We start from the raw sequence: 12497 nt of genomic DNA, 5'->3' as shown, positions 1-12497 counted from the left end.
GATCATAGGTGACCTAAAGCTCTTTGAGCAGCTGGAGAAGTATTTGGCTCATAGGTAGTCAAATGCTTCTCAAGCTGGCTAGACGGTATGATGAACCGTACTTTTAGCTTCACTATGGACACTAAATCTATGATTTAACAGTGCAAGCATTTGGTCGTAGTATTCGGCATGTGGTTTGTTACCGAGCAAGGTACAGAGCTCATTACCTGTGGGTGTGAATCGGTAATATAAAAGGCGGACACCTTTGCTGTTTACGTTCAGTGATAAGTTTTTACCTTGGTAGGTGAGGACCAACGGTGTCTCGATACTAATTTCGCCAGATTCAAGTTCGGCACTGTGCAGCAGCCCTAATTCAATTAAGAGCAACAAGCTTGAATACGGCAGTTGAAAACTTCCCATATTTAGGCTGTTAGCGACGTCTCGCTTGCCGAAGCTAAATATGCCTCCTTGCGCTTTGTAACCAATCAGCAGTTTTCTGCTGTGATCCCCTCCAAAACTGCACGCTAAAGAGGCGGCTCTTTGCAGAGTTTGTGCTTCCTTTGGTGACATATCCTTGAGGGTTTTCAACGCTTTCATGGACGTTGAACCCGGATTGGTCACTTCACGCTTCATCACTTGAGCCCATAGCTTTTGCATCGCGCTGTTATGGATGTCTTGAGCCATCTCAAAAAATCGATGCAACCAATCTTGGTCTGGCTCTCCCGCTGTCTCATCTCGGCATGAACTGTGCGCTAATTTTAAAATCTGTTCTAAGTTTTTTTGTCGCTGTTCTTGGCGTCTTTGCTCTCGCAATTGGGCTCTTTCAAACGCAGATTTGGCTGGCGGGCCGGTTTGCAGTAAGGCGTCAAGACCGTGTATTTGGGCAATGGTTTTTACCTTACTAGCACTGTCTTTTATGTAGCCTTGTTTCTTTTCTTGTTGCGTATTTTTTTTTGTGTCTGACTGATGTTCGATGACAACAGGTTGCTTTGTCGGGTCTGCCATTCGTTTTCCTACCAAGAACTGCGCGGTTCGCACGTTTAAATTTACACCTTATCTGACCAAGCGACCAGACAGGAGTTCTCAGTTTTTGAACGAATAGGGCTATTCAAAATGATAATGAGTTGTTAACATTGTTATCGTTATTTTGGAGGGGCTATGAAGTTCTCAGAAGCAGGTAAACTCAAAAAGCACCTGTCGATAGCGTTTCTTTTGGTTATTTATGTGGGCGTATTAGCGTATTTATCTCGTTATATCGTGTAGCACAAAGCTAAAAAAGGCGCCAGTGTGACGCCTTAGGTGTAGCGAGGCTTATCGACGACTTAAATTACATATCGTCGTAGGCTTCTATTTCTGATCCCTCAATAACGTAAGCCGTTTCTGCTAGTTCGTGGTTTATCGTCTCGGTTTTCAACGTTCCAACCACATATATAACATCCCACAACTCTTGAACAGGCGCGCCTTTCGGAAACTTCACGTAAATGATCTGGTTTGGAGGCGGTGGTGGCACGTGAATACAAGCTCCAAAGTATGGCACTAATAAAAACTCGGTGACGGTATCGGCATCACCTTCAAGTGGGATAACAAACCCTGGAATTTTAACTTGGCTTCCGTTCAGTTCTGGTCGAACATTACCAATCTTGGACTGCTGCGCTGCGCCACCACTGTGATCAGATGCAGGCATGCCTATACTGTCGAACAATTTACGCTCTTTTTCTGGAACAAGGTCAATCCAGTCAAGCTTCAATGGTTCTTCGCTGGCCATAACAGGCGCTGTGAATGCGACGACCAGCAAGCAACTTGCGAGTATTTTTTTCCACATTTTATTAAATCCTTATTGTCATTCCGTCACTCAGTGACTGTCGGTAGGCGCGGAGTGCGGGAATGAAACCAATCACAATACCAGCGCATTGTACGAAACCTAATAGTATCCACTCATAAGTAGATAAGATGCTTAAGGTGAGATGTATTCCATAGTGCTGTTGGATGATCGGCTGCGCGATAGCAAGAATAGCATACAGCCCTGTAACGCCAGTAATAATACCAGCAGCAGTAAGCAAGCTGGCTTCACTAATTAAGAGTGAGAAAACATGACGAGGCCTTGCTCCCATGGCACGCAAAATCGCCATTTCACGGCGGCGTTCCTGTAGGCTAGTTAATAGACTGCTTAACATACCTAACAACCCTGCAATCACGACAAAACCAGATACTGCCATTAGGGCTTGCTCTGCAACCGACATCATTCCCCATAACTCATGCAACGCAACGCCGGGCATAATGGCGCTAAGCGGCTCTTTGGGGTAGGTGTTAATTTGTCTTTGCAGGGCGAAAGTTTGAATACGAGATTTCAAACCAACGAGCATAGCGGTAATTTGTTTGGGCTGAAAGTCTCTGTTTTTGAGATCTTGTGCCTTGGGTGTCGGGCCCAAACGCGCACCACTTTCCCACCCAACGTGAATGGCTTCGATGGCTTCCAATGATACATGGACAGTTTTGTCGACTGGTGTTCCTGTAGGTGCAAGGATACCGACAACTTTAAATGGCAGATTGTCATGACGGCTAAAGCCAACGTCGCTAATGCCGTGGGCAATGATGATTTCGCTACCGATATCATAACCAAGTTGTTTAGCGACATCAGAACCTAGTACGGTTTCAAATAAACCATTGAATTCTCTACCCTTGCTGAATGTTAGTGGTTGCTTACTTCCAAACTTGTAATGCTCAAAGTAACTGTGATTGGTTCCCATAACTCGGAAGCCTTTATGCGAGTCGCCAAGCGAGATTGGAATAGCCCAATCGACTGAACGATGATTGGCAAACTCTTGGTAGCTTTTCCAATCGATGTTGTTGGTCGCATTACCAATACGAAACACAGAATAGAGCAATAGGTTCACTTGCCCAGAGCGTCCACCAATAATGAGGTCTGTGCCTGAAATTGTATTGGCGAAGCTATCCTTGGCTTGAGTTCGGATACGCTCGACGCCCAAGAGGAGTACCACTGAAATCGCAACGGTCATGATGGTTAGAATTGCCGTCGCTTTGCGGTTCATCAAGCTCTTCCAGGCGAGCTTTACAACAGCACTCATGATATGGCTCCTAGGCTAGATACTTGATTAATGTCGGGTAGATTGAGCGTGCGATCGAATAAGGGTTCGAGTGTTGGGTCGTGGCTAACGAATACCAGTGTGGCATTGGCTTGATTCGCTTGCTCCATAAGGAGCTCAATAAATGCTTTACGATTGTCATAGTCTAAAGCTGAGGTTGGTTCGTCAGCGATCACTAACTCTGGATGTCCTATCAGAGCTCGAGCCGCAGCCACACGTTGTTGTTGACCAATACTCAATTCAGAGACAGGGCGTGTATGAAGCTCGTTTGGCAAGTGCAGTCGTTCTAGTAGGGCCTGAGCCTGTTCATTTAACGTTTGAGATGAGGCACCTAAATGGGCACGGTCACGTCGTATTTTACTGAACTGACATGGCAATAATACGTTTTCAAGTACGTTAAGGTACGGCAATAAATTGAACTGTTGAAAGATGTAGCCAATATGATTGGCGCGAAAGCGGTCTCTCTGACTGGCACTTAAACTAGCAAGGTCAGTATCGAGTACAGATAGAGAGCCTGAAGTTAATGTGTTAATCCCCGTCAACAAAGCGAGCAAGGTCGATTTACCGCAGCCACTTGGACCTTTGATAAACACATGTTCGCCTTGTGTAATGTGTAATTTGGGGATGTGGATGGTCGCGTTGGTTGAACCGGGCCAGAAAAATTGGGCATCCTCTAGCTCGACAACATTTGGTGTGGTTTCAGTCATATTAAATCACCAAAGCTGTGGCGTGTAAGTGGGTACTTACACGCCACTCGTGTTATTTGATTACGATTTGGGTGTTATCTTTGCTTAATTTAATTGCTGATTGCATGGTATCAGTGAATATATTGACGCTGATGGACTCTGTAGTTGGGAATTGGTTAAACCAATCGGTTTGGATTTGGCTAAGCTGATTAACTTGTTCGCAATTGAAGCGATATTGCACCGAAAATTCACCGTGACCGCCATGATCGTGCGCCTCATCATGATCGTCATGGTGGTCATGTTTATCATGATGTTCATTATGATCATGGTGTTCGTGTCCTTCATGATCGTGATGTGCATGGTCATCATGGTCGTGCTCACTATGATCATGTTCCTCATGAGTTTCGCTTAGGTTGTGGCTCACGTAAGCTTCTTCAATATTACAATCAGCTTGTGAGTTAATAGCGAACAATGCGTTGCTGTCTTCGAGTGTAGCGACGGCTTGTTTAAGCGCTTGCTCTTGTTGCGCGTTTTCTGGAGCATGCTCGAAACCCACAACATCAGCTCCAGGAGCTGTGATCTCTACTAACAGATCTTTGCCATCTTGGGCGATATTAAACTCGACGTGACCATGCACATGAGCACCATGCTGGCGGTATTCGTTTGCATTCGCTGCTGTCGATAAAGTGAGGCCAATAGCAAGGGCTAAAACGTGTTTTGATGACATTGTATTTTTCCTAATTTTACTGGCATTAACCAAAGGCGGTATTGCTCAGATTCGAGTTTCACTAAGTTATTGTTCCCTGACACACTAGGTGCGGGAATGAACTCAATAATTTTGAGTGTGGAATAGTTTGGAAATTAAGCAAAATAAGGAGGGGCACGAGCAGCGCCAAGAACTTCTTCGCCGTACACGAGATGCAAAAAAACATGATGATGCTGGGCGCGCGTAAAAGTCGGTGTAGAGAGGGTAGGTTGTACCTTTGCTATACCGTGCTGAACACCAGAAAATAATTGGCAATGATGATGGGTATGATGGTCGGGCGTCAGATCGACTTGATGAAGTACAACCGCAAAGTTCCAAGCGATCAGCAACGCAACACTGAAAAATAAAGCAGTGCGATACCAATATCTTAGTGTTTTTTGCTGGTGGTGGTACATCTGAGCTCCTCTTACCGACTGTTATAATATAACACCCATAATGAATAAAAGTTCACTCTTTTGTTGGCTAGCAGAAAAATTTAACTCCACACATACGTGCCGAAAAATATTGGTAATACTCTCTGATGGAAGTGTCGCACTTATAAAGAGCAGAGTTATCACTGCCCATGCTTCTAATCAAATTCATATAGCTCCTTACAGCAAGAGCAAGGAGCCATTCAATGAAGCTAGATGTTCTGTTTAATAAGCTCAATGACTTTTGTTATCTCATCTTGCTCAAGTGCGCCCTCTTTGACGAACAGAATTTTGCCCGTTTTGTCTTGAACAATAATGGCCGAGCTTTCTTCTTTCAGGTCCCAAGTATTAGCAACTACGCCATTTTCATCAAGAACCATGGATGACCAAGGAAACTCTTTTTTGCTGTCTTGAGCTGAAGACTTCACGAAAGAGCCTGTCCCCCAAATTGCATCATCTTGGTTGATGATAGTCGTCGTCTGGTAGCTTTCTTGTGGAAAATTTGCCGCTGTTATTGCCGACATTAAAGGGGCATTCATCTCTTTTGAACTGCTACGGCCTGCGATGGCTTGAATAACACGAACTTTGCCTTGCATATGTTGAGTTGCCCAGGGTTGGTATGCAACGCCTTCGCCTTGTAAAACAATCTCGCCGTAAGCGGCAACATTGACAGGAGGAACGCTTTTACCCACTGACAAGTTGTGTGCAAAGGTCAAGCTTGGCGTTAAGGCCAGTAGTAGAGGTAGGAGAGTCTTAGTTTTCATATTGTTATATTCCGTACGAGGTTTGGAAGCTTCCAGTATATATCCAGATCTTAGAAATTTGTAGGACCGTTGATAACATTTATTTAACGTATGGAGTGGTGTAATCTTGCGTTATATTTAGAATTTGCTAAAATGATTTCCGTCGCAAATTGCGCATTAAGATTGCAGAGGAAAAATAAGCAATCCGTGTTTTCTCAAAGGAATTGAGGTGAGTTATGCTACGTGAGTTTGCTGTATATCGACCATTACAAGTGGCCCGTTTTGTTAAAACGTTGTTCAAAGGTCAGTTTTTTATTGTTGGGGTTGGCTGTTTTCAGTTCGACAATGGAAAAGTGTTACTACCTGACGTCAACGATCATAAAAGGCTCACCATCTTTAAAGAAGTCAACCAAGTGATAGCATCATTATCGGCTTAGTTAGCTTGGTACCCACTTAGATTTAGAAAAGAGCGACCATATCGGTCGCTCTTTTTGTTGCTGGTTAGGTTTATCCTTGGAGGCTTGGTGGGAAGCAAACTCCCGTTCCTCCGATGCCACAGTAACCATCAGGGTTTTTCGCCAAATATTGCTGGTGGTAGGTTTCCGCAAAGTAATACGGACCTGCTGGTTGTATTTCGGTGGTGATGTTCGCGCGCTGCTCTTCTTGCAGTGCTTGCTGATACAAGAGTTTCGATTTCTCTGCGCTCTCGAGTTGCTCCGTCGAATAAGTGTAAATTGCAGAACGATATTGAGTACCTAAGTCGTTACCTTGACGCATTCCCTGAGTTGGGTCGTGTTTTTCCCAAAAAACAGCCAGTAGCTTTTCTAATGAGATGACGCGTTCATCGAAAACGACTCGTACGACTTCTGTATGACCCGTTTTACCCGTACAGACTTCTTCATACGTGGGATTGGGTGTGTAACCCCCAGCGTAACCGACTGAAGTAGATACAACGCCGTCGAGTTGCCAAAATACGCGCTCAGCGCCCCAAAAACAGCCCATTCCGAGCAAAATCTGCTGTTGGTGTGACGCAAGAGGCGCCTTTAGGTTAGATTTATTTACAAAATGATGATCGTCAATCTGCATTGGTTGATCTCTACCTGGCAAGGCATCTTCTATACTGATCAATGTTTGTTTGTTGAGCATGGTATTTGTCCTTCAATACGTGTCTTAAATTTGCGAACTTTTTCATTTCGTCTGTATCTGATGCTGTGATGACATAGACCGCGTTAAACCTATTAATATTACAGACTTAGAATCTAATTGGCGTTATCATTATTTACGTTTACTTAACCTCATTCAGCCATAAAAGCATGATAAAAAAAGCTCTCCCCACCATTGTTGGCCTGTTTGCCTTTTCTCATGGTGCCTATGCCGATGTTTCTTTGACTTTGAAAGGCATTGATGGCGCTTTAGAAGAGAATGTCAGTGCGTATCTATCATCTATTCCAGAGAAGGATTACTCCACTTCTCTGCGTTTTCAAGCGAGATTAGATCAAAGTATCACTGAAGCGCTTAACGCGCTTGGGTATTATCATGCAAAAATTTCATACTCTATTCCTGAAGCGAATGATGAGTTAATTGTGCTCATCAAGCCGGGCTTGCCAGTGAAAGTGAAAGTCATGGATGTGGTCATCACTGGAGAAGCCAAGGACGATGAAGAGTTTGCAAAACTTATTGAGCGCTCTCCGCTCAAAGTTGGTCAAGTTTTGAATCAAGGCCAATACGACAGCCTTAAGTCAGGCATTCGTAACTTGGCGCTTCAGCGTGGTTACTTCAATGGTGAGTTTACGCTAAGTCGATTAGAGGTTATCCCTGATCTGAACGAAGCTAATGTCCGTTTGCACTACAGCAGTGGAATACGTTTCAATTTTGGCGACGTTTCTTTTATTGGCAACCACATCTGGGAAGACCGTGTCGCATCACTACAACCTTTTAAAGAAGGGGACCCATACAACGTTTCGAAGCTGGGCGAGTTTAACCAGAAGCTATCAAATACGGAGTGGTTTTCCTCAGTTTTTGTTGAGCCTGAATTGGATAGGCTTGATGATGGCCGAGACTTGCCAATTAAAGTGTCTTTATCTCCTGCTTCGAAGAATCAGATCGAGACGGGTATTGGTTACTCAACGGATGTCGGCGTTCGAGGAACGTTGAAGTGGAAGAAACCTTGGGTGAGCTCCCGAGGACACAGTTTCAACACTGCTTTATCCCTATCTAAGCCAGAGCAAACCGTGACTGCTTCTTACAAAATTCCTTTAGAAGATGTCGCTAACGATTATTATCAAGTTCAATATGGGCTTAAAAACCTAGACAACCGTGACACGCAGAGTATCGAGTCTAACCTTGCAGTGGAACGTCATTGGTTAGCAGACGGTGGTTGGCATAATACCGTTTATGTTCGTCATTTGTACGAGAGCTTTACGCAAGGTTTACAAGATGATGAATTCAACTTCGTACTTCCAGGTGCGACATTTTCTCGGACTAGGGTTCGAGGGGGCAATATGCCAATGTGGGGAGACAAGCAAAGCATCACTGTTGAGTATGGTGATACCGCTATGCTTTCTGAAACTAGAGTGCTCCGCTTAATTGGCTCGACTTCTTGGATTCGTGGTATTGGAGAGAATCATCGTGGTTTGTTCCGCTTAGAAGGTGGTGCGAATATTACCGATGAACTTGAAAAGCTATCACCGTCGCTGCGTTTCTTCGCAGGTGGTGACAATAATATTCGTGGTTACGGCTATGAATCTATTTCACCTGTGGATGAGAGTGGTGCTTTGACGGGTGGTAAATACATTGTTAGCAGTACATTAGAATACCAATATCGTGTTTATGGAAACTGGTGGGCTGCAACGTTTTACGATATTGGTGATGCGTTTAATGAAACACCAGATTGGAAATCAGGTGCTGGTGTTGGTATCCGCTGGGCGTCTCCGGTGGGCCCTGTTAGTTTTGATTTTGCATGGGGGTTGGATGCAAAACCAGAACGAGAGTTTCGTATCCACTTCTCATTGGGGCCTGAGCTATGATCAAAATGATGTTTAAGTGGACCAAATGGCTGTCGCTCAGTTTGATTGGTCTATTGCTGTTGCTCATCATTATTGTCGCGACAGTTTTATTTACCCACCCAGGCCTCAAATTTGCCTTGTGGGGAGCCGAAAAAGCACTACCACAATTGCAGATTGAAAAAGTGCAGGGTTCATTGTTTCCTCGCTTCGAACTGCATAACGTCAGTTTTGTCGATGAGTCTTTGAATATCGATGCCAAAGTCGAGCGTTTAGCTTTGGCAGTGAACTTCCGCTGTTTCTTTGACCCTAAGGTTTGTGTCGATGAGTTAAGACTGCAGGGGCTTGACTTTAAGATGCCTGAGCTACCGCCAGCAAGCGAGGAGCAAGAGGAAACACCACCACTGCGTTCTATCAGTACGCCAGTGCCAATTTTTGTTAATAAAGTCAGCTTTAATGATATCAATGTCAATGTGCTGGGCAATCAAATTGATTGGCAAACATTCTCGACCGCTTTGTCGATGCAAGGCGATCGTTTGGTGATCGCACCTACCGCGTTGAAAGACATTAATGTGGCTTTAGCACCAAGTGAAGCTGAACCTGAAGCGGTTGTTGAAGAGCCGAAAGAAGCCGATGCTACGCCGCAAGATATTGTGTTACCCGAAGTATGGATTCCGCTGACGGTGGAAGCGCGTCGTCTTGATATTCACAATTTCAAACTGGCAGGTGAAACGCCAGTGATCGTCAATCATCTTGGTTTGGTTGCAAGAGCAGGCGGTGAGCGTGTTGATGTCAAAACATTAGAGCTCGACATGCCAGAAGTGGAAGGCAAGTTGAGCACACAAGTGACGCTTTCTTCTGATTACCCTATCAAAGCGCAACTGGACGCGTTAGTGAAGCAAGCGGATGCGAAGGGACAAAAACTGTCGCTTTTGGTCTCGGGTTCGGTTGGTGATTTGTCACTAAATGCTACGCTTTCTGAGCTTGTACAAGCGGAGATCAAAGGTGATATTCAACTGCTTAAAACGCAGTTACCGTTTGATGTCGCGATTAAAAATGTACAGGCGCAATGGCCGCTATTTGGACAAAGCGATTACCAGGTTTCTGTACCAAGCTTGGCGGCAAAAGGCTCACTTGATGGCTACGAAGTCGCATTAGAAACCAAAGCGTCAGGCAAAGATATTCCCGCCGTTGATGTCGCACTAAACGGCAAAGGTACGTTAGAGCAAATTGACCTCGAAAGCCTTGTAGTGAAAACCCTGGGAGGCGAACTCTCTGGGAAAGTCATGGCCAATTGGGCTGCGCCAATCAACTGGCAAGCTGACTTAAACCTGAAAAACATTCAACCAGGTTTACAATGGAAAGAAGCTGAAGGGGATATCAGCGGTAACCTTTCGACTTCGGGGTCGTTAACAGAACAAGGCGGTTGGCAAGTCAGTTTGCCTAAGTTAGACATTGACGGCATTTTGCGAGGGTATCCGCTGAATGTTGAAGGGCAACTTGAAGCGTCTGATAAAAACGGCAAAGGCGAAGACATCCAACTTACCACTCAGGGTTTAGCGCTTTCTCATGGTCCAAACCAACTGAGTGCAAAGGGTAAGATCGATAAGCAAATTCTGATGGATGTTGAGGTTAACTTCCCTGATTTTGCGAAAAGTGTTCCGGACCTTGCAGGTAAGATGCAAGGTAAAGTCGCACTACGTGGTAGCTTGAAAGAACCAGACATCAATCTTGATCTCGCTTTAAATCAGATTAACTGGCAGCAACAGGCGAACGTAGAAACGATCACCTTAAAGGGTGATGTGAAGCCTCTGCCAGCACCAAAAGCGAACATAAGCCTAATTGCGAACAACATTACCTATGACGACATAAAAGTTGATAGTGCTGACCTTGAAGTCTCTGGGGATGAAAAACTGCATCAACTGACGCTCGATGTAGTGTCTGACCTGGTGTCGACCAGTTTAGAAATTGAAGGGACATTCCAGCAGAAACCAGAAATGATTTGGGATGGGGCGCTGCGCCGCTTGACGCTGAGCTCGCAACAAGGCCCGTGGGCGTTGCAAAAATCGACCGCGGTCAAGGTCAATATCGACAAACAGATCGCGAACGTTCAAGCGCATTGTTGGTTGCAAGCGGAGTCGAGCGTATGTCTAACCGAAGACATTAGTGTTGGTAAGAGTGGCCAGGCGAAGCTAGCCATCAATGATTTTGATTTTGACCAAATCAAGCAATTCCTGCCGCCAGAAACCAAGCTGCAAGGCTCGGTTAATGCACAGGTTTTTGCTAAATGGGCACCAGAGAAAAAGCCCGAAGTAACCTTAAGTGTCAATATGCCAAAAGGCCAAGTTGAACAAGCACTTGAGCAGCCAATTAAAGTCGGTTGGGAAAGCTTCAACTTTAAAGCGGCATTAGCGAAAGACAAGCTTGATGCCGAGTGGCTATTTGATGTGAAAGATAACGGTGACTTGTCTGGTAAGGTTTCTTTACTGAATGTCTCGTCTGAAAAGCCCACTATTGATGGTAAGGTTTCACTCTCTACGTTCCACTTGGACTTCTTGGCACCGTTGATTGGTGAGTACAGCTTGTTTAAAGCAAACATGAATACTGACCTAGCGATATCAGGTGACGTTATGCATCCGAAGGTGAACGGTCAGTTCTTGATTGACCAAATGAAGCTACAGGGTGAAGTCACACCGATAGATATAAACTCAGGACAGGTCGTCATCAACTTTAAAGGTCATCAAGCGGACTTGGATGCTGGAATTTTAACCCCGGATGGTGAGTTGAACGTTACCGGTGATGCCGACTGGCAGGACTTACAGAACTGGCGCACTAAAGCGCGTGTATTTGCTAAAGAGCTCAATGTTGATTTGCCTCCAATGGTAAAAATCAAAGTTGAGCCTGACATGACAATAGATGTGACTCCTCAGCTTGCGAAAATTGAGGGTGATATTAATTTGCCATGGGGCAGAATTGTCGTCGAAGAGCTTCCACCAAGTGCGGTAGGCGTATCGAGTGATACCGTTATTCTCGATAAAAACTTGCAGCCAGTGGACGATGTGGCTGCGATGCCGTTTGATGTGGAAACGAACATCAACATTAAAATTGGTGATGACTTCCAACTTGCCGCTTTTGGTTTAAAAGGTGGGTTGAAAGGGAACCTAAACGTGACACAAAAAGACAAAGGTCCTTTCATCGTTGGTGAAGTGAATGTTGTCGACGGTTCTTATCGTTCGTTTGGTCAGGACTTATTGATTAAAGAAGGTAAGATTCTGATGAATGGTCCACCAGATCAACCTTACTTGTCTATCAAAGCGATTCGTAATCCAGACAATACCCAAGATGATGTCATTGCGGGGGTACAAGTGTCGGGCCCAGCATCTGATCCGAGTATAGAAATTTTCTCAGAGCCCGCGATGAACCAAGCCAATGCACTTTCTTATCTACTTCGTGGTCAAGATATTGATGGTGAAGCCGGTGGTAATGCAATGACGACTACCTTAATTGGTTTAAGCTTGGCGAAGAGTGGGCGTGTGGTTGGTGAAATCGGTGAAGCCTTTGGCGTACAGGATTTACAGCTGGACACTGCTGGGTCGGGCGATGACTCGCAAGTGACGGTGAGTGGTTATATTCTGCCAGGTTTGCAGGTGAAATATGGTGTCGGCATCTTTAACTCCCTAGGTGAGTTCACTGTGCGTTACCGATTGATGCAAGACTTGTATTTAGAAGCGGTATCTGGTGTAGATAGCGCCGTTGACCTACTCTATCAGTTTGAGTTCGATTAAAGTGCTTTAACCTAAGCATACA

Annotated in this window: 11 protein-coding genes; 3 read left to right on the top strand and 8 right to left on the bottom strand. The window is 44.9% G+C overall.

Going from position 1 to position 12497, the window contains the following annotated elements:
• Positions 1 to 78: 78 nt before the first annotated feature.
• The 7 genes from R7Z49_RS07790 to R7Z49_RS07760 form a co-directional block, all read right to left on the bottom strand.
• Complete coding sequence (locus R7Z49_RS07790) at positions 79 to 984, bottom strand: TIGR03899 family protein (protein WP_064368954.1); 906 nt, start codon at positions 982 to 984, stop codon at positions 79 to 81.
• Between the two features lie 322 nt (positions 985 to 1306).
• Positions 1307 to 1801 carry a DUF3299 domain-containing protein gene (locus R7Z49_RS07785; RefSeq protein WP_005379600.1) on the bottom strand — a complete coding sequence of 165 codons (495 nt, stop codon included), beginning with the start codon at positions 1799 to 1801 and terminating at the stop codon, positions 1307 to 1309.
• Positions 1802 to 1805: 4 nt separating this feature from the next.
• Positions 1806 to 3065 carry an ABC transporter permease gene (locus tag R7Z49_RS07780; protein ID WP_213971570.1) on the bottom strand — a complete coding sequence of 420 codons (1260 nt, stop codon included), beginning with the start codon at positions 3063 to 3065 and terminating at the stop codon, positions 1806 to 1808.
• Positions 3062 to 3790, bottom strand: coding sequence for an ABC transporter ATP-binding protein (locus R7Z49_RS07775; protein ID WP_042522447.1), 729 nt, complete (start codon positions 3788 to 3790; stop codon positions 3062 to 3064). The genes R7Z49_RS07780 and R7Z49_RS07775 overlap by 4 nt, the downstream gene beginning before the upstream one ends.
• Positions 3791 to 3842: 52 nt before the next feature.
• Positions 3843 to 4496 (bottom strand): zinc uptake protein ZrgA, encoded by a 654-nt coding sequence (zrgA, locus tag R7Z49_RS07770; RefSeq protein ID WP_085569684.1) that lies wholly within the window; start codon positions 4494 to 4496, stop codon positions 3843 to 3845.
• A gap of 134 nt (positions 4497 to 4630) precedes the next feature.
• Positions 4631 to 4930, bottom strand: coding sequence for a DUF2607 family protein (locus R7Z49_RS07765; RefSeq protein WP_005379608.1), 300 nt, complete (start codon positions 4928 to 4930; stop codon positions 4631 to 4633).
• A gap of 227 nt (positions 4931 to 5157) precedes the next feature.
• A complete protein-coding gene (locus tag R7Z49_RS07760) occupies positions 5158 to 5709 on the bottom strand; it encodes a YtfJ family protein (RefSeq protein WP_005379610.1) in 552 nt (183 codons plus the stop codon).
• A gap of 215 nt (positions 5710 to 5924) precedes the next feature.
• On the opposite strand from R7Z49_RS07760, the gene R7Z49_RS07755 reads away from it, so the two are divergent.
• Complete coding sequence (locus R7Z49_RS07755; protein WP_005379612.1) at positions 5925 to 6125, top strand: DUF1107 domain-containing protein; 201 nt, start codon at positions 5925 to 5927, stop codon at positions 6123 to 6125.
• 70 nt (positions 6126 to 6195) lie between these two features.
• Here R7Z49_RS07755 and msrA read toward each other — a convergent pair whose 3' ends face one another.
• Positions 6196 to 6834, bottom strand: coding sequence for a peptide-methionine (S)-S-oxide reductase MsrA (msrA, locus tag R7Z49_RS07750; RefSeq protein WP_005379620.1), 639 nt, complete (start codon positions 6832 to 6834; stop codon positions 6196 to 6198).
• Between the two features lie 167 nt (positions 6835 to 7001).
• Between msrA and R7Z49_RS07745 the strand changes: the two genes are divergently transcribed.
• Complete coding sequence (locus R7Z49_RS07745) at positions 7002 to 8714, top strand: autotransporter assembly complex protein TamA (protein ID WP_064353584.1); 1713 nt, start codon at positions 7002 to 7004, stop codon at positions 8712 to 8714.
• Complete coding sequence (locus tag R7Z49_RS07740; RefSeq protein ID WP_213909584.1) at positions 8711 to 12475, top strand: translocation/assembly module TamB domain-containing protein; 3765 nt, start codon at positions 8711 to 8713, stop codon at positions 12473 to 12475. The genes R7Z49_RS07745 and R7Z49_RS07740 overlap by 4 nt, the downstream gene beginning before the upstream one ends.
• Positions 12476 to 12497 lie beyond the last annotated feature (22 nt).

Origin of the sequence: Vibrio sp. 1562, from assembly GCF_033340155.1 — a bacterium.
Classification (GTDB): Bacteria; Pseudomonadota; Gammaproteobacteria; order Enterobacterales; family Vibrionaceae; genus Vibrio; species Vibrio alginolyticus.
Note: the sequence above shows the minus strand (reverse complement) of the source record. Positions and strands in the feature narration are given on the sequence as shown.